This is a genomic window from Neisseria sp. CP9 (assembly GCF_047758525.1).
Lineage (GTDB): Bacteria > Pseudomonadota > Gammaproteobacteria > Burkholderiales > Neisseriaceae > Neisseria.
The window spans coordinates 2,187,208-2,209,243 of record NZ_CP180502.1 but is presented as its reverse complement, the minus strand read 5'-3'; the positions used below and the strand labels follow the sequence as shown (position 1 = coordinate 2,209,243).

The window sequence follows — 22,036 nt, the reverse complement described above, 5'->3', positions numbered from 1 at the left end:
TGCACTGGTTTCTTTGACTGAAAACAAAAAATAACCCGAGTCAGTAAACCTAGCATTTTCAATCAAATATGCTGTATTGAATCATAACCTGACCGAAATAGCGTTGCCATATTTTTCTTTTACCCCACTAAAAGCGAAGTCATACTAAGCGAACCGGCGACAAGGTTGTCGTTGAAAAATGTAATGGAATCATCCGGTTCGCGTAATGCCATAATGCAAAGAAAAGGTAAATAGTGATCCGGCGTCGGTACGGAGAGCATTGCCTTTTCGTCCAGTCTTTCGTAATGGATCAACGTGTCGTCATCCTGTTCGACAATCGCCTGATTGACCGCTTCGCGGAAAGCAAACACCCAATCATAGCCCGCGCCGATTTGATTGATATGCGCCCTGCTCATCACGCTCAAATTATGGATAATATTGCCGCTGCCGATAATCAACACGCCCTGTTCGCGCAAAGCGGATAATTTTTTTGCCAAATTGAAATGCCATTCCGCCGACTGCAAACGGTTGAGACTGAGCTGAACCACGGGAATATCGGCATCGGGATACAGAAATTTCAATACCGCCCAAGTGCCATGATCAAAACCGCGCGTCGGGTTCAGCTCCACATTTTCCGGCTGCAATAACGACCGCACTTGTTCCGCCAACTCAGGCGAACCAGGCGCCGGATACTGCACCTGACTGAGTGCTTCAGGAAATCCGTAAAAATCATAAATCATTTCAGGCTGTTCGCCCGATGAAACCTGCAAACCGCTGCTGTACCAATGCGCCGAAATCATCAAAATCGCTTTCGGTTTGGCAAATTTTTGCGTAATCAGGCTGAGATTTTGGTTGAAAGGATTTTCCTTATCCAACACATTCATCGGACTACCATGCCCGACAAACAATACAGGCATTTTTTTCATCACTGCCTCCTTAAAATATTTGATGAGGCAGATTGTACGGATAAATGATTAAGCAATAAATCTCAATTTATGAACAACATATTTTCCCAGTAGAAAATGATGAAGTATTTTTTAGCTTTGCTGCAAAGTTAAAAAGAGGTCCGAAGATTCCGATTTCAACGGCAATACCTAAATCAATCGAACAAATCTGCCTAAGAGCACTGCATTCTATGACGGATAACTCAACGTCAGAATATCATTTGTTAATAGCAAATTATAAAAAAATGTCGTCTGAAAAATAAACTTGGTTTTCAGACGACATTTTTATCTTAGAAAGATTAGAAGAATTTTCAATATAGAGATGGTAGAGCAATATTATTGGCCATCTTTAAACTATACATTCAGACGATTTTTATCTATTAGATTGAAAATGTGCAACAACACATTTTGCACTCGGACAGTTTGGATGCGTGGCAGCATTTTCGATTGAAAATTCCCAATATTTAATCATCTTCTGAGCAAAGCCAACTTTGTTTCCCGGTCCTCTGGCAGAACCAGTTTCTTTGACAATTTTGCTGATTCTGTCCCAAGGCAATTCGGGCGTCTCTTCCGGAAACTGTTCTCCCGCAAAATCTTCAATTTCTAAAAATTTTTTCATGGCTTGAGTATCTGCTAGAAACCATGCTTCTATCGCTTTAACCGCAATAAAATAGGCAGTAATTTTCGCGTGATTGATTCTTTCCTTAACATCTTCAACAGGGAGTCCGTCCGAATCCGTCAAAATATACAGTCTTTCTGCTCCCTTTGCTTCCAAAACACCAATAAAGGGCTCAATATTACGAGGCAATAAATTACCTGCGCCCTTGGCATCAACAACAGGTTCAACCAACTCAAAACCATTCCTGTGTAAAAAGTTCTTGAATGCCTCTGATTCGATAATAATCTTTTCGCATGACCCTTCAACAATAAATCCAACTTTTACCATGGCAATCCTCCCCCCAGCAGATTAGTCAGCCAAGCTGTATCTAATGGAATTTTGTTTTTATCGACACCCGACTTCCGAACATCTTTAATTTGGGTTTTGCCTTGAGATTTACTGACAAAATATAATTCTTCCAATTCTAGGCTGCGCACTACCGATTCACTATGAGTTGTAAGAATAATGGGGTGGTGAGGGCTTGCATATTCACGAATAAAACCAATCAGTTCACTAATAGCTTTCGGGTGTAAGCCCCGTTCGGGTTCTTCAATGATGGTAATGCCGGGCTGTTTCACACGCGTTAAAACGGCAACTAACAAACATAAGGCATAAATTGTGCCGTCCGAAACCATATGGGCGGGGAAACGATTACCGCTGTCTTCCTCGAAAAATAGCCCTTTTGAACTGTCTATATTTTGTGTTCTAACAGAAACTTTCTTCATTTCGGGCACAATCACGCTCATCCATTCAATGATTTGCTCGCGTAATTCATTGTCTTTTTCAAGTTTTTCCAGAACTGCAGCAATATTGCTACCGTCACGATTAAGCTCCCCCGGATTGTTGCCGGTACTGCGGCGATTTTTGATGGTAAAAGGGTCAATACGGAATATTTTGACGTTTTTTAAACCTTGAAATTCTTTATTTTGTCGGAGAAAACTGTCGTCAGATGAATATTTTTCATCGGTTAATAATTTTAATCCGATACCTGTCGCCACACCATTGATTATATCCTGACCGATTTGATCGCTATCTTTCATCGCGCCCCAGATAAGCCCCCCCAATGCACCTAGTAACCCTGCACCAATTAAATCATCTGATGTATTACTTTCTTTCTTTGCTTCTAGTTCTTTGCGGATTTTATCACTGTCAAAGATTATTTCCCCACTTTTAAGAATCTTTAGCGACTCTTCTTTGACTCTAGAAGCGATATTTTTCAAAGCAATCATTATTTCATATTGATAAATTTGTTTTTCAATTTCAAATTCTATCTTATAGCTAATGTCTCCAGCCTTATGTTTAGGACTAATTAAATTTTCTATACTACCAAACTCAGATATCGCCTTGCTCACTCCCATATCAATCACTTTTGATAAAAATGCCAAGGCATCGACAAAATTGCTTTTACCCGTACCGTTTGCCCCCGCTAAAACCATAAAAGGAGAAACATCTTTTAGCTCTACATTTTGGATACTTTTGAATCCTTTAATTTCCAAATAGTTAATTTTCATTTTTAATTCTCTTGAATTTATCAACAAAACGTGTTTGAAAGCATACAGAGCATTTCATAGGACGGCAACCTTTTTCTTGTGCAAAAATCAAGTTATACTATTGTTTTAAAGAACATTATTCTTACATGAATTCTCAGATAAGTATCGACTTTGCTAGAAAGCAGTTTTTAAAATATTGGTATAAAAATTTTTCCGAAACTCTTTTCAGACGACCTCGGCATCTCGTGGGTAGCACAGTATGAGCTTGGCAGATGCACTCAATTCCGGGCAACTGGTCGAGCTGTTGCCTGAATACGCCATCACTTACGATCCGCTTTATCTCTATTACCCCAGCCGTCGCGGGCATTCGAATGTGTTTAAGCTGATTGTGGATGCGCTGCGGGTGGAGGTCGTCTGAAATTTGACGGCACCTTGTCCAAGTGTTATTAATAATTCCTATTCACAAACAAACAGGAATAAATATGAAAAAAGTTGGTAATAAAGTGGTTGTTGTGGGCTTGGGCGCGGTTGGGGTCAGCTATGCCTATTCCATGCTCAACCAAGCCTTGTGCGACGACATGGTTTTAATCGACATCAACCGTACGCGCGCGGAAGGCGAGGCGCGCGACTTCCGCCACGGAATGCCTTATGCCGCTTCGCCCGCGCGTATTTACGTCGGCGATTACGATGATTGCTCGGATGCAGATATCGTGTGTATTTGTGCGGGCGCGGCGCAGGCTCCCGGCGAAACCCGTTTGGACTTAATCGACAAAAACCTGCGCATCTTTCGCGACATCGTTTCGAAAGTCATGGCTTCCGGCTTTGACGGTATCTTCTTGGTTGCCTCCAATCCTGTGGACGTACTGTCTTATGCTGTTTTGCGCTTTTCAGGACTGCCCAAAGAGCGCGTTATCGGCTCGGGCACCATCCTTGACTCCGCACGTTTCCGCGTCTGTCTGGGCAACGAGTTCGACGTCGCGCCTTGGAGCGTCGATGCCATGATGATCGGCGAACACGGCGACAGCATCATTGCGCTTTGGAGCACCGCCAACATCGCCGGTATGTCGGTTCAGAAGATGTTGGAACAATCAGAAGACGGGCAGGCGCGTATGGACAAAATCTATAACACCGTGCGCAATGCCGCCTACGAAGTCATCGCCGCCAAAGGCTCGACCAGCCACGGCATCGGCATGGGCTTGAGCCGTATCTCCAACGCCATCCTGCACAATCAAGGCGTCGTGCTGCCTGTTTCCACTCTGCTTGAAGGCGAGTTCGGACAAAACGGCGTGTATATCGGCGTACCGACCGTCGTCAACCGCCAAGGCGCAGTCCGCATCATCGACCTGCAACTTTCAGACGACGAAGCCGAACGCTTTGCCCGCTCGGCGGAGCTGTTAAAAAGCTATCAACACAAAGTCGATAAAATGGTCGGGTAAATAGAATCGCCTCTAAGTAAAACGTCGTCTGAAAACTGGAAATCCAGTTTTCAGACGACGTTTGCTATGTAGGGGGAAGTTAATCCGTCAATATTGTAAATTCAAATTAAAAATACCTATATCTAAGTTACTTTATTTTCGATACGCAATTTACCGGTTGTCGTCATTCCCGCCCCCGCCTACGCGAAGACAGGCTACGGCGGAAATCCATTTTTGAAATTCGGAAACTGTTTTTCAAATAAAGGTTTCTTAGGTCTTACGATGGATTCCCGCCTGCGCGGGAATGACGGTGCTAATCCGCCTATAACAAACGTCGTCTGAAAACCAAATTTCCAGTTTTCAGACGACGTTTTCTGTTCACAAACCTAAGCGTTATTTCTCTGCTTTCAACACCCGCTGACGGCGCGTTTCGCTCAACACCATGCCCGCGCTGACGGAGACGTTCATGCTTTCGACCGTACCGAACATGGGTATCGACACCAGCATGTCGCAATGCTCGCGTGTCAGGCGGCGCATGCCTTCGCCTTCGTTGCCCATCACCCATGCCGCGCTGTCGGGCAGGTCGCAATGGTAGAGGTCGGCGTCGCCGCCCATGTCGGTGCCGATAATCCAGATACCGTATTCTTTCAGCTCGCGCAGAGTTCGGGCGAGGTTGGTTACGGTGATGTAGGGGACGGTTTCCGCCGCGCCGCAGGCGACTTTGCTGACGGTAGCGTTCAGTCCCACGCTTTTGTCTTTCGGTGCAATGACGGCGTGTACACCCATTGCGTCGGCGGTACGCAGGCACGCGCCGAGGTTGTGCGGGTCGGTGATGCCGTCGAGTATCAGCAATAACGGCGGTTCGCTCAGGTTTTCCAATACGTCTTCGAGGTGGACGTGGTTTTTGGAAGCGTCGATAAATCCGACCACGCCCTGATGCCGCGCGCCTTTGCTAATGGCGTTGAGGCGGTCGGCATCGGCGAAGTGTACGCGCACGTTTTCGTTTGCCGCTTTCTCCAACACGTCGCGCGTGCGGGCATCGTTTTTGCCTTCTTGGACGTAGAGTTCGGTAATCGATTTCGGGTTTTGCCACAGGCGGGCGTTGACGGCGTGGAAGCCGTAGATGAGTCTTTGGTTTGCCATGATTTTGCTTTATAAAAAATTTCAGACGACATTATAACAAGATAAGGTCGTCTGAAAGGGGAAGGTCGTCCCGTCAGGAGGCTGCGCACCCTGAAAACAGATAACCGGTTTCACTCAAACTCAACTGCCTAGCGCATCAAATACCCCAACAACCCAGAACTGCCCACGCCGATCAACACGGTAACCAACATGGAAAACCTACTTGCGGCAAGCACGGTCAGCGCAATGGCAATCAACTCGTGCGGCTTGTCGGAAACGAAATAAGGCGCGATGACGGAAATCAACACGCAACCCGGCGCGGCTTCCATCACGATTTGCGCGCGGCGGCTTAAAGTGCGGTTGCGCAAGGCGAAAAAACCGATAAGGCGGGTGGAGTACGTTACCGCCAGCATACCGGCAAACAGCAGGAACGACTGCCAAGAGAGCAAATCCTTCATTCCTTCTCTCCCCAAAGATAGGCGGCAAGCAGGCCGGACATCGCGCCCATCGGCACATACCAATGCCCATCCACCGACAAATAAGTCCCGCACGCCACAATCAGGCTGACAAACCAAGGGCGTGCCGCCTTAAAGCTTTTCCACATTCCGCGCAGCAGCACCAAAAACACGGCGGGAAACGCCATGCCGAAGCCCCACGCCGCGACATCGCCGAACATCGGACCGACCGCCGCACCAAACGCTGCAAAACCCGTCCAAGTGGTATAAAGGATAAAGCACACGCCCGCATAAAACGGCATATTGAATGCCGGCAGCCCCATCGCCTTGCGTTTTTGGATTTCCGCAAACGCCATTGCCCAACTTTCGTCGCACATAAAAAACAACGCAGGCATGGCTTTTCTCAACGGCATATCCCGCATATAAGGCGCGATTGCCGCCCCCATCAGGATATGACGCGAATTAATCATGAAGGTAACGGTGGCAATCAGCAAAATCGGCAACGGATTTGCCCACAGATTGACTGCCGCAAATTCCGAGCCGCCAGCGAAATTCATGCCCGTCATCATCAGCATTTCCAGCCAACTCATGCCCTTCTGACCGCCCTGCATACCCAATATCAACGCCCACGGCAAAAGCCCGATGAGCATGGGCGAACATTCTTTGATGCCGCGTAAAAATTCGGATTGCGGGGAATTTGGGTGTGTCATTTTGGTGAGAAATTTAAATAGAGTGTGAAGATGAAAAATGAGGGAAGGTATTATAGTGGATTAACTTTAAACCAGTACGGCGTTACCTCGCCTTGCCGTACTATCTGTACTGTCTGCGGCTTCGTCGCTTTGTCCTGATTTGAATTTAATCCACTATATAAGTGAAATCGTCAACAATCAGGAGGGCAAGACAAAATCGCAAACAAGGAAACGCCGTATTGCTTTCAGGTCCATTTACAGGAACACCCAAAATACAGTTTGAAATGAAAACAGCCGGATTCTGCAATATGACAGAATCCGGCTGATACAAACCGAATGAACAGGTTTTCAAGAATATCCGAAGTTGGTTGGGCGATTCACATTTTCAGACGACCTTCGATCATCCGATCATCTTTCCATTATGTGAATCCCTGCCCTGATTATAAAGCTTTAAGACGGGCAATCCGGTTTTCCAAAGAGGGGTGGGTGCTGAGCAAAGAATCTTTGGCGTCGCTGGCGATACCCATCGCATTCATTTGCTGCGGCAAATCGCTCGGATTACCTTTCAAGCGTTGCAACGCGGCAATCATTTTAGGCGCGCCGACCAGTTTAGCGGCTCCCGCATCCGCACGGTATTCACGCTGACGGCTGAACCACATGACAATGATGCTTGCCAAAAAGCCGAACACAACCTGCAATACCATGCTGACTAAAAAATATGTGCCTTGCGAAGTGCTGCCGTCGTTATTGCGGGCAACCATGCCGGAAACGATGCGGGCAAGGAAAACCACAAACGTATTGACCACACCTTGTATCAGCGTCAACGTTACCATATCGCCGTTGCCGACGTGCGCCATTTCATGCGCCAAAACGGCTTCGACTTCGTCCCGCGTCATGCGCTCAAGCAAACCCGTACTCACCGCAATCAGCGAACTGTTGCGCGTGGCACCGGTTGCGAAAGCATTGGGTTCGGGGGAATGGTAGATCGCCACTTCCGGCGTTTTCAGGCTCCACTGCCTCGCCTGTGCTTCCACAGTCGCCAACAACCACGCTTCCACTTGATTGCGCGGCTGTACGATGACTTCCGCACCGACAGAGTTTTTCGCGATGGATTTGGACATCAATAATGAAATGATCGAACCGGCAAAGCCGACGACGGCCGAGTACACCAGCAGGCTGCCGACCTGATCCGTACTGTGTATGCCAAGTACGGCCAAAACAACGCGGATGACGACCAAAACGGCAATATTGGTTGCGAGAAACAAGAAGATTCGTTTCACCGGGGAGATTCCTTTTTTGGGTATGGTTGGTTTATGTTTTTGATTGATATAAAAGAACAACAAAATTAAACAATATCGGAATATTGAAGTTTACTTTGCACGCTACGCTTTATATCGAAACCGGTTGGAATTCAAATTATCGGTTTGCCCTAAAATTTTCGAGCGAATTCACAATCAGGTTGTAAGACTTATACCGCATTACTGCTAATGCTGCGGTATTTTCTCAAAAAGAGGCGGATTCTAAAATGCCGTACTTGGAAAAGGTATGCAAAACCAAAGTATCATTTTGACTAAACAGGAGATTTAGCGTTAACAAAATGCCATTTCCCCCTCAAAAACGTATTGATTACCCGTCCGAATATACCTAATAAAGACCGTTACTCCTCTTTTGATTGCCACCCCACCCCGAAATCTGATAAATAACGCATATAACATTTACATTAAATCCGTGCGCAAATCATGAAACGCAAAACCTCCCTCAATCTCGTTCTTGCCAGCATTGCGGTTGCCATTGCCTTGATTACGGCTGCGGCTTTTTGGTTTTATCACAGCCCTTACGGTCCGACCATCCCACTTATCCGTACCGGCTCTTCACAATCCATTACCCAACCCGACCGACCATCCCCGAAAATCGTTCAATCTGCGCGCAACCAAATCGGCAAGACCCTGCGTTATGACTCTGCCTACACCAAACTCAAATATCCGATGGGTGACGTACCGATGAAAAAAGGTGTATGCACCGACGTCATCATCCGCGCCCTGCGCGACCAAAATATGGATTTGCAAGAACTTGTCCATCAAGACATGAGCCGGAACTTCTCCGCCTACCCCAACCGTTGGGGCTTGAAACAACCCGATGCCAACATCGACCACCGCCGGGTGCCCAACCTCATGACTTATTTCACACGCCAAGGCTGGGCGGTACAGGATACGAATTATCAGGCAGGCGACATTGTGACTTGGGAGCTTAAAGGCAACCGCCCCCACATCGGCATCGTCTCCGACCGCAAAATCGGAGACAGACCCTTGATTATTCACAATATCGGTTTAGGAACCCGCGAAGACGACATCCTCTACCGCTATACCATTACCGGACATTTCAGACTTCCTGTTAAGTAAACTTTCTGTCGCACTATCAACGCTAATCCCCAAAGGTCGTCTGAAAACCCGATATTCTTTGACAAGGCATCCTGACAAGCGTCCGGATGCCTGAATATTCTGACGCAGGCAGGAGACGGCTGATCAATACGTTTAATAACCAAGCCGGTAAGGCAGCCCTACCATAGCCCTTTCACAACGTTTTCACTATAATCCCCCATTTCCTCCCCTGCCCCGTGCATCATGCCTAAAGCCACTTTCTACACCCACGCCGCCGACCCCGCCGCCTTCGCCTGCCGCCTGATTGCGCGCGCCATACGCGACGGCGGGCAGATATTGGTCTGGTCGGATTCCGATGAAACCATCCGCCGCCTCGACCGCGACCTTTGGCAGCAAATTCCCGAAAGCTTCATTCCGCATGAAATTTGGCAACCCGACCAACCCATGTCGTCTGAAACACCCGTATGGCTCGCGTTCGGCGACACCCTGCCCGCCGTCCCTGAAAATGCTACCATCCTCAATCTCTCTCCCGACTTTTGGAACGAAGCCCCTGTCATTCCCGCCCGCGTGCTTGAAATCGTAGGCAGCAGTCTGGAAGAACTCGCCGACGCCCGCGAACGCTTCAGCGCATACAAAAAAAGCGGCTTTTCTATCGAACACCACAATATGACAGGTAAAGCCTAAAATCCAAGGTCGTCTGAAAACGGCTTTACACGATAAGCCGAAAATTTAAACAGCCTTGATTCCTTTTGATTCAAACTGGGCTATAATCCCGACTTTCCTTTACTGACCCCTTTTAAAAGACGAAAACATCATGAACAAAACTTTCAAATTCAGCGCATTGGCAATCGCCGCCGCATTGGCACTGACCGCCTGCGACAAAAAAGACGCCAATACACCTGCTTCAGCCTCCGCGCCCGCATCTGCATCCGCAGCTTCCGGCGCATCTGCCGCAAAAGACGCATCCTCTATCGGCACACCGGTCCAACAAGCCAGCTACGCAATAGGTATGGACACCGGCAACTTATTGAAACAAATGAAGGATCAGGGCACGGAAATCGACATGAAGGTCTTCATCGAAGCCTTACAGGCTTCTTACGAAGGCAAAGAAAGCAAAATGACTGAGGCCCAAGCACAAGAAATCATGGTGAAATTCATGAAAGAACAACAAACCAAAGCGGTGGAAAAACTTCAGGCTGACGCCAAAGCCAACCTGGAAAAAGGAGAAGCGTTCCTCAAAGAAAACGCCACTAAAGAAGGTGTGAAAACCACTGCTTCCGGCCTGCAATACAAAATCACCAAAGAAGGTGACGGCAAACAGCCTAAAAAAGACGACATCGTTGTTGTCGAATACGAAGGCCGCCTGATTGACGGTACCGTCTTCGACAGCAGCAAAGCCGGCGGTCCTGTCACCTTCCCCGTCAGCCAAGTTATCCCCGGCTGGGCCGAAGGCATCCAACTCTTGAAAGAAGGCAGCGAAGCCACCTTCTACATCCCATCCAAACTCGCTTACCGCGACCAAGTCATGCCGGGCGGAAAAATCGGTCCGAATTCCACTTTAGTATTTGACGTGAAGCTGGTTAAAATCGGCAAACCCGAAGATTTCCAACCCGCTCCCGGTCAAGTTGACATTCAAAAAGTCCAATAAGCCTGCGCTTTAACCCGATGCCCGAACCGAATTCGTTTCGGGCATTTCTGTTCTGTATGGTGGATTAACTTTAAACCAGTACGGCGTTGCCTCGTCTTGCCGTACTATCTGTACTGTCTGCGGCTTCGTCGCCTTGTCCTGATTTAAATTTAATCCACTATATATTCGAAAAACATGGTTTACCCCGTTTCAGACGACCTCCTATCCCATCAAACCCCCAATAAACCCGCGCCATAGCATTCCGATTTTGTTTTGCTATACAATAAAACGTACCAACCTAATACAACCGACCCCATGAAAAACATCGTTATCCTTATCTCCGGCCGCGGCAGCAATATGCAGGCCATCGTCAATGCCGCCATTCCCGACGCCCGCATCGCCGCCGTCCTCAGCAACAGCGAAACCGCTGCCGGTCTGGCTTGGGCAGCCGAGCGCGGCATCGTTACCGACAGCCTCAACCACAAAGACTTCCCCAGCCGCCTTGCTTTCGACCAAGCCATGATGGAGAAAATCGATGCCTATCAACCTGATTTGGTCGTCCTCGCAGGCTTTATGCGCATCCTCACGCCCGAATTCTGCGCCCATTACCAAAACCGCCTGATCAACATCCACCCGTCCATCCTCCCCGCCTTCACCGGCCTGCATACCCACGAACGCGCCCTTGAAGCCGGCTGCCGTGTTGCTGGCTGCACCATCCATTTTGTTACACCCGAGCTGGACTGCGGCCCGATTATTTCGCAAGGCATCGTGCCGATACTTGACGGCGACACGCCCGACGACGTTGCCGCCCGCGTCCTTACCGTCGAACACCGCCTATTCCCGCAAGCCGTTGCCGATTTCGTCGCAGGTCGTCTGAAAATCGAAGGCAACCGCGTGTTCAATTCAGAACGCAACGCCGAAGGACAAACCCTGCTCGCGTAATCCCCGCCTAAGCAGCAGTACCACATAAGGAAAAACCATGAGCCAAAACCAGTTGACCCTTTTGGATATCATTTCCGAATCCGACTACCGTCAACGCCAAAGCAAAGCTATCGATTTATTCAACCAAAGCCTCAAAAACAACCCTGAAACAACGTTGGCATTGTGCAATTTTGTTGTCGGCGACGTACTCAGCAACCATTCCTTTTCACCCGGTTTCAAGCTGCACTGCCTAAACTGGCTGATCGACCATCACTTGGACCGCTGTGACGAAAGCTACGAGCAGCATCCTGAAGACAACGGCTTTCCCGAAGGCTTCTACGATTTAATCGATTGCCAGTGGAAATTCAAATGGATCATTCCCACTCTTGCCCGCGACCTCTTTCTCGACAAAAAGGAAATCGAGGAAGCGAACGAAACAATGCGCTACCACTATGAAAACATGCGGTTCAGTCTTTCATCATTTTATAAAACCCTGATGCTGCAAAACATCCTGACCGGAGACCACGCCGCCGCCAAAGAAAATTTCCAAAAATGGCAGCAAACCGCCGCAGATGAATTTTCCGACTGCCCCGCGTGCGAACAGTCCGAGCAGGTCAATTTCTACCATTTTATCGGACAGTACCAAAAAGCCATCGACGCCGCCCAGCCCATCTTAACGGGCGAAATGACCTGCGCCGAAGTGCCGCACCTCACCTACTACCCCGTCATCGACAGCATGATAAGGCTGGGCAAATACGAGGAGGCGGAACGCCTTTTGGACGAAGCCATAGACAAAATCAACGTCGAAGAAGACGAAGAGTTCGTCCGCCTGATCCCCCTCTTTTCCCAACTGGCGTACAAACTCGGACAGTCGCAACGCGCCCTCGATTTGATGAACCGGCACGGCGACACCATCATTCGATATGCCCCAAACGACAATATGCTCTATTTAGACTACCTCATCGCACTCTACCCCTTTGACGAAGATGCGGCGCAACATGCCCGCGAACTTGCCGCCGACTTCGACAAACGCAACGGCAACAGCCATTACCAAAGCCAGATAGAATTTATGTTCGGTTCGGGCAATCTCCAATAAACCAAGCTCGTCTGAAACCCTTTCAGACGACCCAAACAGGAGGAAATATCATGAAAACACCAGCCTTGCTTATCGCCGCCGGTCTCGTCCTGAGCGCCACAAGCGTCTATGCCGCAGAGCTGCCAAAATCAGCCACCCTGAAATATTCCGGCAGCTACGGCATCCCCGCCACCATGACCTTCACCCGCAGCGGCAATCAATACACCATCGTTTCCAGAATCAAAGTCCCGATGTACAGCATCCGCTTCGAATCCGGCGGCACCATCAGCGGCAACACCCTCCGTCCCAAATACTATAAAGACGTCCGCGGCGGCAAACTCTATGCCGAAGCCAAATTCAGCGGCAACAGCATCACTTACGGCAAAGTCGGCTCCAGCGAAACCGCCAAAACCGGCGGCACGACACTCGACCTCTTTACGCTGGCTTGGCAGCTTGCCGCCAACGATGCCCGCCTGCCTTCCGGCCTGAGCATCACCAACGGCAAAAAACTCTACCCCGTCAGCGGCATGAACAAAGTCGGCAGCGAAAACTACAAAATCGGCGGCGGCACCACCACAGTCAACAAATACCGTGTCAAGCGCGGCGACGACACCGTCACCTATTCGTTCGCCCCCGCCTTCAACAACATCCCTGCCGAAATCAAATACACCGACGACGGCAAAACTTACGACCTCAAACTCACATCCGTCACCATCGACGGCAAAGCCGTCAAACCATAACGGCGACACACCATCCCAAATGACCGACCGTTTCCCAAAGGTCGTCTGAAAACTGAACTGCACCTAAAAAGTTGGATATTCCTTCCAACCCGTTAAGGTGCAGTTTTTTATTGCCGCACACATGACTTTTCAACCCTCACGCCATAGCGATTCGCCTATGGCGTATTTTTCTCAAAAAGCGACCGCCATTTTTCAGACAACCTGCGATTTTTTAGTTGAAAGATATGCGTTTACAGACTGGCAGGCTTAAGCTGTATTCACATTATTTTTCAGATTGTAAACAATATGTTCTAACTGATTTAGCCGCCGTTTAAGGTATGACATCGAAAATCTTTTCAAAAAGAGAGATATTGTATTCTTGAACATTCTGTGCTGAAATTACATGACACTACAAAAAATAGTAGTGCGTAAAAAATATAAAACAGACAAAGGAGAAACTCATGCAATGGTTTTTAGACAATCTCAAAGCCTTTTTTGAAACCATCAGCGGCTGGGTCTGGGGGCCTGTCATGCTGGTGCTGCTGGTCGGCACGGGCATTTTGCTGACCGTCATGCTGAAAGGCTTGCAATTCACCATGTTGGGCTATGCGCTGAAGCAGGCTTTCGTTCCGTCAAAGAAGCATGAAGACGGCGAAGACCACGAAGGCGATATTTCCCATTTCGCCGCTTTGATGACCGCCCTGTCCGCCACCATCGGTACGGGTAATATTGCCGGTGTGGCGACTGCCGTAGTAACTGGCGGTCCGGGCGCGGTATTTTGGATGTGGATGACCGCCATTTTCGGCATGGCAACCAAATACGGTGAGGGCGTATTGGCGGTGAAATACCGCGTGACCAACTCCAAAGGCGAAATGTCCGGCGGACCTATGTATTACATCGAAAACGGTTTGGGTAAAAACTGGAAATGGATGGCGTTGGCGTTCGCTTTATTCGGCACATTCGCTTCGTTCGGCATCGGCAGCTCCGTACAGTCCAACTCGGTCGCTCAAGCGGTTCAGACGAGCTTTGGTATTAATCCTGTCTATACCGGCATTACGTTGACGGTTCTGACTGCCATCGTCGTTTTGGGCGGAATTAAAGGCATCGCCAAAGCCGCTTCTTTCATCGTACCTGCCATGGCAGTGTTTTATGTGGTGGGCGGTATCTCCATTATCGTGATTAATTCTGATGCACTGATGCCTGCCGTCAACCTGATTTTCTCCGACGCGTTCAGCGCGAAAGCAGTCGCCGGCGGTGCTATCGGTACCGTTATCCGCTACGGCGTGGCGCGCGGCGTGTTCTCCAATGAGGCGGGGATGGGTTCTGCACCAATTGCCGCCGCAGCCGCTAAAACCGACCACCCCGTCCGTCAAGCCTTGGTTTCCATGACCGGCACGTTTTTGGACACCATCGTCGTTTGTTCGATTACCGGTATCATTTTGGTGATGGGCCTGCTCGGCGCAGGCGGCGAGTTTGTCAAACCTGAATTGAGCGGCGCGGCACTGACCACCGTCACCTTCCAAAAAATGCTGCCCGGTATCGGCGGTTGGATTGTCACCATCGGTCTGATTTTCTTCGCCTACTCAACCATTCTGGGCTGGTGCTATTACGGCGAGAAATGCGCGGTTTATGTATTCGGCGAGAAATTTGCCGGTCTGTACCGCATCGGTTATGTTTCTTCCGTTATGCTGGGTACAGTCTTGAGCCTTGATTTGGTATGGCTGGCTTCAGATACCTTCAACGGTCTGATGGCGCTGCCCAACCTGATCGCACTCCTTTTAATGGCTAAAGTAATCGTCAATGAAACGCGTGACTTCAAACAGAAAGTCAGAAACGGAGAGTTGCCGCATTGATGCCTGAGGTCGTCTGAAAAATGTGTTTCAGACGACCTGATATCTGTATTTTTGAAAAAAGTCAGAGGAGGAACAAGATGAAAGTGCTTGTTTTAGGTGCTGGTGTTGCCGGTGTGTCCTGCGCGTGGTATTTGGCGGAAGCCGGACATGAGGTAACCGTAATCGACCGCGCCGAAGGCGTGGCAATGGAAACCAGTTTCGCCAATGCCGGACAGCTCTCTTACGGCTATACCACGCCTTGGGCGGCACCCGGCATTCCGACCAAAGCACTGAAATGGCTGTTTAAAAGCCATCCTCCCCTGCTGTTCCGCCCCGACGGCAGCCTGTATCAAATCGAATGGCTCTGGCAAATGCTGCAAAACTGCAACGCCGCCAGCTATCAAACCAACAAAGAGCGCATGGTCAGGATTTCCGAATACAGCCGCGAGATGTTCCGCCGTTTTGAAGCTCAAACCGGCATGAATTTTGAAGGACGCAAAAAAGGGACTTTGCAGATTTTCCGCCAAGCCAAAGAAGTCGAAGCGGCAGAACAAGACATTACCGTTTTGGAACGATACGGTGTGCCCTACCGTCGTCTGAAATCTGAAGAATGCGCAGAATTCGAGCCCGCACTTGCACGCGTTACTGCCAAAATTGCCGGCGGACTGCACCTGCCTGCGGATGCGACCGGCGACTGCCACCTCTTCACCCAAAACCTGTACCAACTGTGTCTGGAAAAAGGCGTACAGTTCCAATTCAACCAAACCATCCGCCGCATCGAACACAACGGACAGCGCATCAGCGCAGTCGAAACCGAAAAAGAACGGTTTGAAGCAGATGCCTTCGTCTGCGCGCTCGGCTGCTTCAGCAGGACGGTTTTGGCGCAGTTGGATCTCAATCTGCCCATTTACCCCGTCAAAGGCTATTCCTTGACCCTGCCGGTTACAAATTCCGACGGCGCGCCGGTTTCCACCGTTTTGGACGAAAGCTACAAAGTCGCCATCACGCGATTCGACAACAGAATCCGCGTCGGTGGCATGGCGGAATTGTCCGGCTACGAAATCAAACTGTCCGAAAAACGCCGCGAAACGCTGGCTTTGGTCGTCAACGATTTGTTCCCCGAAGGCGGCGACTTGAATCAGGCATTGTTCTGGAGCGGCCTCAGACCGATGACGCCCGACAGCACGCCGCTAATCGGCCGCACCCGCTTTGACAACCTGTTCCTGAATACGGGTCACGGCACTTTGGGCTGGACCATGTCGCTAGGCTCGGCAAAATTAACTGCCGATATCGTGTGCGGCAAAGACACCGAAATCCGCAGCGACGACTTGAGCCTGTCGCGCTATCAGTCTTGAGCTTTAAACCGACAAGGTTTGAGCGGCACTACAAACTTAAAGGTCGTCTGAAAACCCAATATGGTTTTTCAGACGACCTTTCTCACATCCCCACGAAACCCGACATCCCCAAAAGCAAACTTGACTTTCAGCCTTTGGAAACATTTAAGGTTTCGCAAGAAATCTGTCTCGTTTAAAACTTAAAGTTCACGCCGCCGGTGAAGCTGCGTCCCATTTGCGGGGTGTCGGACAGGAAGCTGCTGTGGGCGTAAACGGATTGGTTGAACAGGTTGTCTGCTTTGACATACCAATTCCACTCGCCGTAGCCGGTGCGGCGGCGGTAGTTTGCACCGAGGTTAAGCATATGGTGTCCGGGCGTACGCGTTTCGTAGCGGGCGAGTTTGTTTTGGGCAAACACGCGGTAGTAGTCGAGATGGGCATCGATGCGGTCGGTCAGCGCGGCATTCAGGTGGAGGCCGAGCCGTGCGGCGGGAACGCGCGGGGCGTTTTGGTCGGCTTGGGCAATGAGTGGGCGGTTGCCGTAGGCGTCTTCCCTGCCGGGCAGCGACGGAAGGTTTTTCAGACGACCTCTGACGTAGTCGCCGGACAGTCCGATGCGGTAGCGCGGCGTGGGTTTGAAGAAGATTTCTCCTTCCGCGCCGTAGAAGTCTGCGCCGGATTGGTTGTAGCGCACGAGCTTCATTTCACTGTCGTCTTCGATAGATTTGGGACCGCGTCCGTCGTTTAAGGTTTGGGCGTAGATGTAGTTGCCGAAGCGGTTGCGGTAGAGTGCCAGATTGTATTGCCAGCGGTCGCCTTCATAGCCCAGCGCAAGTTCGATATTGTTGGAACGCTCTTTGTTGAGGTGTTTGTTGCCGACTTCAAAGGTGTTGGTGGCGACGTGTTTGCCGTGTGCGTACAGCTCTTGCGTTGACGGCAGGCGTTCCTGATGGGAGGCGGTCAGGCTGAGTTTGTGTTGGGGCGAGAAATACCAGTTGCCGGAAAGCGCGAACGAGCGGGCGGTTTGGCGGTGCGCGCCGAGGTCGGGCAAGGGTTGGTTGTAGTAGTTTTCCCGATCAATCAGGGCTTTGTCGTACTGGATGGCGGCTTTTTGTTTTTCCACGCGCACGCCGCCTTCAAGCGAGAAATTGTCCCAATTTGCCTGTTCTACGCCGAAAAAGCTGTAATGATGCACATCGTTGTCGATCAGCATCGGTTGTTGGACGGTTTCGGGAATGGCGGAAAGCGCGCTGGATTTTTGGGTCAGGTATTGCACGCCCCAACTGCCTTTCAGACGACCTATGGGCAGGTGGCGCAATTCGATGCGGGCGTTTTGCGTTTTGTTTTTGAAGAAGTTTTCCACCGCATCGCCCGCTTTTTCATCGTGGCGGTAGTCGTTGCGGTTCAGATGCACGCGCAGGGCTTCGAAACCGGGGAGCGGCTGCTTCCATTCGGCGCGGATTTCGTAGCGTTTGTTGCGCAGGTCTATCCACGGTCTGCCGCTGTGGGTATGCGCGTGTGCATTATCGTCGTCGTGGAAGCCGCAGCTTAAGCCCGGATTGTCGTAATCGACGTCTTCTTCGGTCAACAGGTGCGGATAAAGCTGCAAATAGCGTTTGTTAATCAAGCTCTTCTGCCAGATGATGTCGGCGTGGCAGTCGTCGTAGAGATGGCTGTGGGCAGGCAGACCGTAGCGGTCGCGACGGTCGCTGTACGCCGCGCCGATAAAGCCTTTCTCGCCAACCCAAGACAGCCCGATGCTGCCCGTTTGCGAATCGGCGTGGCTGTCGGGCAGGCGTTTCAGACGACCTTCTTCCTTGCGGTAACGCGGTACGGCATAGTCGCCCGACTTGCGGTACAGCCCTTCCGTGTGCAACACGAAGTTTTTGCCCAGTCCGACATTGATGCCGCCTGACGTGAGTTTTTCCAGATTGCCGCTGCTCAAGCGCAGCCCCAGTTCGCCCGATACGCCGTTTTCAGGCATTTTTTCGGGGATTTTTCCGTCGGCAACATCCACCAAACCCGCCACATTGCCCGAGCTGTACAACAGCGTTACCGGTCCGCGCAGGATTTCGACCTGTTGCGACAAGGCGGTGTCCACCATCAGGGCATGGTCGGGCGAGAAATTTGCCATGTCGCCGGTTTCGCCGTGATGGTTCAATACTTTAATCCGCCTGCCCGTCTGCCCGCGTATCACAGGCGCAGACGCGCCGCCGCCGTATTGCGAAGCATGGACGCCCGGCACGCCGTTGAGCGCGTCGCCGAGATTGACGGCTTTTTGCCGCAACGTATCGCCGCTGATGATTTTGTCGGAGGCAGTCGAACTGTGCAGCAGCCCCGAAGTGGCGCGCGGACGGTTTTTGCCGACGACGTTGACCGTTTCCAAGTCCACCGTCTGCTCGGTTTCATGCGCTTGTGCGACGGCTGGAAGATTGATGATCAGTAATGCTAAAACAATGGGTTTGAGTGTGGTATGTGTCATTTTTGGTTTCCCGTCATATTTCAAATAGATTGTTATTATATAACATCACATCATTAATATGACAAGAATTTGAAAAACGACTTGGATTTGACGCAGCAAAACAGCCAAGCCAAAGCCTATACAAACAGCGAAAAACCAAAGGTCGTCTGAAACCCAAAATATTGAAAATGATAAGAAAGGCGAAAGCAGCGGCGACTCGCCACCCCACCTGTTTGCTTGGAAGGAATCATGTTGCTTAAACAACAAAAAGGTCGTCTGAAAACCAGATTCCGTTTTCAGACGACCTTGTCGGTTTGATGACTGCTATTTGGCAGCTTTGACTGCGGCGGTTTCGGCAATCAAGTCAAGGAAGACCAGCGGCTCTTTGCCGATATTTTTCAGCGCATGGGACTGACCGGGGCGGGCGATGGTAATGTCGCCGGCGCCGACTGGTGTCTGTTTGCCCGTGCTGTCGGTGAACACGCCTTTGCCCGATACGATGATGTAAACGTCTTCGTTGTCGGTGTGTTTGTGTTCGCCGATGGATGCGCCCGGCGGCAGGGTCAGCCAGCCAATTTCTCTAAACGCGTCTTGGGCGGCGGTTTGGTGGCGGTTGAAGGCGAAACGGCCGAGCAGCGGGCCTTTGCCTCCGGCTGCATTTTCGCGGTTCCACTCCGCCAAGTCGGCTTTTTTGTACACTTGGACGCTGCGGTCGGTAGGTTTTGTCTGTTCCGCAGCGTGGACGCTGACGGTCGTGCCGAGCAGAAAGGCGACGGACAATGCGGCAAATAGCGGTTTCATCATGGTTCTCCGTTTGTTGGGTTGTGTCGGATAAATCGTAGGCTGCATTCAGGTAGATTCTGATATTGACGATAGGTAATATTACATAGCATCATTTCCTAGCTTTTCAGCACAGGATGTTCCCTATTACCCAACATCATTAAGAGACAAAAGCATGACCGAAACACAAAAAATCTATACTGCATGGACACAGATGTGGAATGGCGATCTCAACATTGCTGATGAACTGCTGTCAAACAACTTCAAAGCACATCTGACCGCTGATTCCACTCCACCACCAACGCCCGTAACTGACATAGCCAGCGCAAAGGCTTGGATAACCACCATTCGTGCTAAAGCAGATCTGCATTATGAAATTGTGCTTGGTCCGTTCCGCGACGGCGACATAATTTCCGCCTATTGGCGTGTAACCGCTACGTTCGGCAACCAAACCGCCGTCAAAGTCGGTACGGATTTCTTGAAAATCAAAGACGGTAAGATTACCGACTGCTGGACGATGAACAACAACGCTGCATAATTGAATTACCAAACTCTATTTGTTTTCGGACAGCCTGCATTAGTTGATACAGTCCCGTTTTCAGACGACCTGCGGGGTAGGTTGCTTCGCCCCGCAGGCGTCAAGGCTTATTTCACATTGCGCAGATAGTTCAGCAACAAGGGAACGGGGCGGCCGGTCGCGCCTTTTTCGCTGCCGGATTTCCATGCCGTACCCGCGATGTCGAGGTGCGCCCACGGGTAGTCTTCGGTGAAGTAAGACAGGAAGGTGGCGGCGGTAATCGTCCCTGCGCCGGGCGTGCCGATGTTGGGGATGTCGGCGAAATTGGATTTGAGCTGGTCTTTGTAGGTTTCAAAGAGCGGCAGTTGCCATGCTTTGTCGTCCACGTTGCGGGAGGCGGCGAGCAAGCTGTCGACCAAATCCTGATTGTTGCCCATCACGCCGCTGACGTCATGACCCAAGGCGATGATGCACGCGCCGGTCAGGGTGGCGACGTCGATGACGGCTTTGGGTTTGAACTGCTCGGCGTAAGTGAGCGCGTCGCACAAAATCAGACGACCTTCGGCATCGGTGTTCAACACTTCAATCGTCAGACCTTTCATGCTTTTCACGACGTCGCCCGGTTTGTTTGCCGCGCCGGAAGGCATGTTTTCGCAGGTGGCGACGACGGCGATGAGGTTGATCGGTAGTTGCAGTTTGACGGCGGCGCAGAAGGTGCTGATGACGGTTGCCGCGCCGCACATGTCAAACTTCATTTCGTCCATGTTCAGACCGGGCTTGAGGGAGATGCCGCCGGTGTCAAAGGTAATGCCTTTGCCGACCAAGACGACGGGTGCGGCTTCTTTGTCGGCAGCGCCGAAATAGCTCAATTCAATCAGATAGGGGTCTTCCACGCTGCCTTTGGCGACCGACCAAAACGAACCCATGTTTTCTTTGATGTAGTCTTTTTCGATGATTTTGGCGTGTGCGCCCAGTTTTTCGGCTTCGGCTTTGGCGGTGCGCGCTAAAAATTCGGGCGTGCATTCGTTGGGCGCGGCGTTGCCCAAATCGCGGCAGAGGCTTTGTCCGTAAACCTGCGCTTCGGCGACGCGCAGGGCTTCTTTGACGGCGGCTTCGTGTGCGGTGTGGAACACGGCTTGCGAGAATTTGGCGGGCTTGGCTTCTTTTTTGTAGCGGTCGAAACGGTAGGCAGCGTTGCCGAACGCGATGGCGAAGGCTTCGGCTACGGCGGCGGCTTGCGCTTCATCGAAGGCATGGATGTCCGCATTGACCGTTTCCTGATTTTGCGCCCATTTGGCGGCTTCGGCAGCGGCTTTGTTCAGCGCGGCGCAGTCGGTTTTGTCTAGGCGGACGACGGCGACTGCCTGCAAACCGTTGTCCGTCGGGATTTTGGTGTCGGCAAAAGTTTGACCTTCTTCAAGCGAAGACAAAAGAGCAAGGGCGGTCGGGTGGTTTAATTGTGCGGTTTCGGTGCAGACAAATAACTGTGCGCCTGCCTGTTGCGGCTGCAAGGTTCCGGCTTTTGTGCTAAATTCCACGTTTATTCTCCTGATTGAGATGGTTTCGGGTAGTTTCAGACGACCCTTTGCATTTAAGAGGTCGTCTGAAAACGGTTGGAAAGATTGTACTCCATTTGAGAG

21 protein-coding genes are annotated in these 22,036 nt (G+C 50.6%); 11 read left to right on the top strand and 10 right to left on the bottom strand.

Annotated elements, in window-relative coordinates; translation table 11 throughout:
* Window positions 1–119: 119 nt before the first annotated feature.
* The 3 genes from ygiD to ACMYUL_RS10565 all read right to left on the bottom strand — a co-directional run bounded on the left by ygiD (window position 120) and on the right by ACMYUL_RS10565 (window position 3,092).
* A complete protein-coding gene (ygiD, locus tag ACMYUL_RS10575) occupies window positions 120–905 on the bottom strand; it encodes a 4,5-DOPA dioxygenase extradiol (RefSeq protein WP_070498825.1) in 786 nt (261 codons plus the stop codon).
* 391 nt (window positions 906–1,296) lie between these two features.
* The gene (locus ACMYUL_RS10570; protein WP_070498826.1) at window positions 1,297–1,869 is read right to left on the bottom strand and encodes a DUF4276 family protein; all 573 of its coding nucleotides are present in this window, start codon (window positions 1,867–1,869) and stop codon (window positions 1,297–1,299) included.
* The gene (locus ACMYUL_RS10565; RefSeq protein ID WP_070498827.1) at window positions 1,863–3,092 is read right to left on the bottom strand and encodes an AAA family ATPase; all 1,230 of its coding nucleotides are present in this window, start codon (window positions 3,090–3,092) and stop codon (window positions 1,863–1,865) included. The genes ACMYUL_RS10570 and ACMYUL_RS10565 overlap by 7 nt, the downstream gene beginning before the upstream one ends.
* 238 nt (window positions 3,093–3,330) lie before the next feature.
* Between ACMYUL_RS10565 and ACMYUL_RS10560 the strand changes: the two genes are divergently transcribed.
* The gene (locus ACMYUL_RS10560; protein WP_070498828.1) at window positions 3,331–3,489 is read left to right on the top strand and encodes a LysR family transcriptional regulator; all 159 of its coding nucleotides are present in this window, start codon (window positions 3,331–3,333) and stop codon (window positions 3,487–3,489) included.
* A gap of 64 nt (window positions 3,490–3,553) precedes the next feature.
* Window positions 3,554–4,507, top strand: coding sequence for an L-lactate dehydrogenase (locus ACMYUL_RS10555; protein WP_070498829.1), 954 nt, complete (start codon window positions 3,554–3,556; stop codon window positions 4,505–4,507).
* A 372-nt stretch (window positions 4,508–4,879) separates the two neighbouring features.
* On the opposite strand, the gene rlmB is transcribed toward ACMYUL_RS10555, so the two are convergent.
* The 4 genes from rlmB to htpX form a co-directional block, all read right to left on the bottom strand.
* Window positions 4,880–5,629, bottom strand: coding sequence for a 23S rRNA (guanosine(2251)-2'-O)-methyltransferase RlmB (gene rlmB, locus ACMYUL_RS10550; RefSeq protein WP_070513302.1), 750 nt, complete (start codon window positions 5,627–5,629; stop codon window positions 4,880–4,882).
* A gap of 128 nt (window positions 5,630–5,757) precedes the next feature.
* Window positions 5,758–6,066: an AzlD family protein gene (locus tag ACMYUL_RS10545; protein WP_070498831.1), complete on the bottom strand. Its 309-nt coding sequence runs from the start codon at window positions 6,064–6,066 to the stop codon at window positions 5,758–5,760.
* Window positions 6,063–6,773 (bottom strand): AzlC family ABC transporter permease, encoded by a 711-nt coding sequence (locus ACMYUL_RS10540; protein WP_070513304.1) that lies wholly within the window; start codon window positions 6,771–6,773, stop codon window positions 6,063–6,065. The genes ACMYUL_RS10545 and ACMYUL_RS10540 overlap by 4 nt, the downstream gene beginning before the upstream one ends.
* 419 nt (window positions 6,774–7,192) lie before the next feature.
* Window positions 7,193–8,032 (bottom strand): protease HtpX, encoded by an 840-nt coding sequence (gene htpX / locus ACMYUL_RS10535; RefSeq protein WP_009312191.1) that lies wholly within the window; start codon window positions 8,030–8,032, stop codon window positions 7,193–7,195.
* 459 nt (window positions 8,033–8,491) lie between these two features.
* On the opposite strand from htpX, the gene ACMYUL_RS10530 reads away from it, so the two are divergent.
* The 8 genes from ACMYUL_RS10530 (at window position 8,492) to ACMYUL_RS10495 (ending at window position 16,659) form a co-directional block, all read left to right on the top strand.
* A complete protein-coding gene (locus ACMYUL_RS10530; protein ID WP_342030935.1) occupies window positions 8,492–9,151 on the top strand; it encodes a DUF1287 domain-containing protein in 660 nt (219 codons plus the stop codon).
* 222 nt (window positions 9,152–9,373) lie between these two features.
* Window positions 9,374–9,814, top strand: a complete 441-nt coding sequence (locus tag ACMYUL_RS10525; protein ID WP_342030934.1) for a DNA polymerase III subunit chi — start codon at window positions 9,374–9,376, stop codon at window positions 9,812–9,814.
* Between the two features lie 130 nt (window positions 9,815–9,944).
* Window positions 9,945–10,778 carry an FKBP-type peptidyl-prolyl cis-trans isomerase gene (locus ACMYUL_RS10520; RefSeq protein WP_415770434.1) on the top strand — a complete coding sequence of 278 codons (834 nt, stop codon included), beginning with the start codon at window positions 9,945–9,947 and terminating at the stop codon, window positions 10,776–10,778.
* A 294-nt stretch (window positions 10,779–11,072) separates the two neighbouring features.
* Window positions 11,073–11,699 (top strand): phosphoribosylglycinamide formyltransferase, encoded by a 627-nt coding sequence (gene purN, locus ACMYUL_RS10515; protein ID WP_415770432.1) that lies wholly within the window; start codon window positions 11,073–11,075, stop codon window positions 11,697–11,699.
* Window positions 11,700–11,736: 37 nt separating this feature from the next.
* Entirely contained in the window at window positions 11,737–12,774 is a 1,038-nt protein-coding gene (locus ACMYUL_RS10510) for a tetratricopeptide repeat protein (RefSeq protein WP_415770430.1), read from the top strand.
* A gap of 50 nt (window positions 12,775–12,824) precedes the next feature.
* Entirely contained in the window at window positions 12,825–13,493 is a 669-nt protein-coding gene (locus tag ACMYUL_RS10505; RefSeq protein ID WP_415770429.1) for a DUF3108 domain-containing protein, read from the top strand.
* Between the two features lie 440 nt (window positions 13,494–13,933).
* Entirely contained in the window at window positions 13,934–15,325 is a 1,392-nt protein-coding gene (locus tag ACMYUL_RS10500; protein ID WP_415770427.1) for an alanine/glycine:cation symporter family protein, read from the top strand.
* Window positions 15,326–15,402: 77 nt separating this feature from the next.
* On the top strand, window positions 15,403–16,659 hold the full coding sequence (locus ACMYUL_RS10495; protein ID WP_415770425.1) for a D-amino acid dehydrogenase: 1,257 nt from the start codon (window positions 15,403–15,405) through the stop codon (window positions 16,657–16,659).
* A gap of 172 nt (window positions 16,660–16,831) precedes the next feature.
* On the opposite strand, the gene znuD is transcribed toward ACMYUL_RS10495, so the two are convergent.
* Together znuD and ACMYUL_RS10485 are read right to left on the bottom strand one after the other, a co-directional pair.
* Window positions 16,832–19,120: a TonB-dependent zinc receptor ZnuD gene (gene znuD, locus ACMYUL_RS10490; protein WP_415770423.1), complete on the bottom strand. Its 2,289-nt coding sequence runs from the start codon at window positions 19,118–19,120 to the stop codon at window positions 16,832–16,834.
* Window positions 19,121–19,423: 303 nt separating this feature from the next.
* Window positions 19,424–19,900 carry a cupin domain-containing protein gene (locus ACMYUL_RS10485; protein WP_070602951.1) on the bottom strand — a complete coding sequence of 159 codons (477 nt, stop codon included), beginning with the start codon at window positions 19,898–19,900 and terminating at the stop codon, window positions 19,424–19,426.
* Between the two features lie 154 nt (window positions 19,901–20,054).
* Between ACMYUL_RS10485 and ACMYUL_RS10480 the strand changes: the two genes are divergently transcribed.
* The gene (locus ACMYUL_RS10480; protein ID WP_070514012.1) at window positions 20,055–20,417 is read left to right on the top strand and encodes a nuclear transport factor 2 family protein; all 363 of its coding nucleotides are present in this window, start codon (window positions 20,055–20,057) and stop codon (window positions 20,415–20,417) included.
* Between the two features lie 107 nt (window positions 20,418–20,524).
* Here ACMYUL_RS10480 and ACMYUL_RS10475 read toward each other — a convergent pair whose 3' ends face one another.
* Window positions 20,525–21,934: a leucyl aminopeptidase gene (locus ACMYUL_RS10475; protein ID WP_415770421.1), complete on the bottom strand. Its 1,410-nt coding sequence runs from the start codon at window positions 21,932–21,934 to the stop codon at window positions 20,525–20,527.
* Window positions 21,935–22,036 lie beyond the last annotated feature (102 nt).

Bases quoted from the DNA above. Each gene is read 5' to 3' on its own strand.
- ACMYUL_RS10525 (WP_342030934.1), top strand. From the start codon at position 9,374: ATGCCTAAAGCCACTTTCTACACCCACGCCGCCGACCCCGCCGCCTTC.
- rlmB (WP_070513302.1), bottom strand. From the start codon at position 5,629: ATGGCAAACCAAAGACTCATCTACGGCTTCCACGCCGTCAACGCCCGC.
- ACMYUL_RS10540 (WP_070513304.1), bottom strand. From the start codon at position 6,773: ATGACACACCCAAATTCCCCGCAATCCGAATTTTTACGCGGCATCAAA.
- znuD (WP_415770423.1), bottom strand. From the start codon at position 19,120: ATGACACATACCACACTCAAACCCATTGTTTTAGCATTACTGATCATC.
- purN (WP_415770432.1), top strand. From the start codon at position 11,073: ATGAAAAACATCGTTATCCTTATCTCCGGCCGCGGCAGCAATATGCAG.
- ACMYUL_RS10555 (WP_070498829.1), top strand. From the start codon at position 3,554: ATGAAAAAAGTTGGTAATAAAGTGGTTGTTGTGGGCTTGGGCGCGGTT.
- ACMYUL_RS10505 (WP_415770429.1), top strand. From the start codon at position 12,825: ATGAAAACACCAGCCTTGCTTATCGCCGCCGGTCTCGTCCTGAGCGCC.
- ACMYUL_RS10545 (WP_070498831.1), bottom strand. From the start codon at position 6,066: ATGAAGGATTTGCTCTCTTGGCAGTCGTTCCTGCTGTTTGCCGGTATG.
- ACMYUL_RS10565 (WP_070498827.1), bottom strand. From the start codon at position 3,092: ATGAAAATTAACTATTTGGAAATTAAAGGATTCAAAAGTATCCAAAAT.
- ACMYUL_RS10510 (WP_415770430.1), top strand. From the start codon at position 11,737: ATGAGCCAAAACCAGTTGACCCTTTTGGATATCATTTCCGAATCCGAC.
- ACMYUL_RS10560 (WP_070498828.1), top strand. From the start codon at position 3,331: ATGAGCTTGGCAGATGCACTCAATTCCGGGCAACTGGTCGAGCTGTTG.
- ygiD (WP_070498825.1), bottom strand. From the start codon at position 905: ATGAAAAAAATGCCTGTATTGTTTGTCGGGCATGGTAGTCCGATGAAT.
- ACMYUL_RS10570 (WP_070498826.1), bottom strand. From the start codon at position 1,869: ATGGTAAAAGTTGGATTTATTGTTGAAGGGTCATGCGAAAAGATTATT.
- ACMYUL_RS10485 (WP_070602951.1), bottom strand. From the start codon at position 19,900: ATGAAACCGCTATTTGCCGCATTGTCCGTCGCCTTTCTGCTCGGCACG.
- ACMYUL_RS10480 (WP_070514012.1), top strand. From the start codon at position 20,055: ATGACCGAAACACAAAAAATCTATACTGCATGGACACAGATGTGGAAT.
- ACMYUL_RS10500 (WP_415770427.1), top strand. From the start codon at position 13,934: ATGCAATGGTTTTTAGACAATCTCAAAGCCTTTTTTGAAACCATCAGC.
- ACMYUL_RS10520 (WP_415770434.1), top strand. From the start codon at position 9,945: ATGAACAAAACTTTCAAATTCAGCGCATTGGCAATCGCCGCCGCATTG.
- ACMYUL_RS10530 (WP_342030935.1), top strand. From the start codon at position 8,492: ATGAAACGCAAAACCTCCCTCAATCTCGTTCTTGCCAGCATTGCGGTT.
- ACMYUL_RS10495 (WP_415770425.1), top strand. From the start codon at position 15,403: ATGAAAGTGCTTGTTTTAGGTGCTGGTGTTGCCGGTGTGTCCTGCGCG.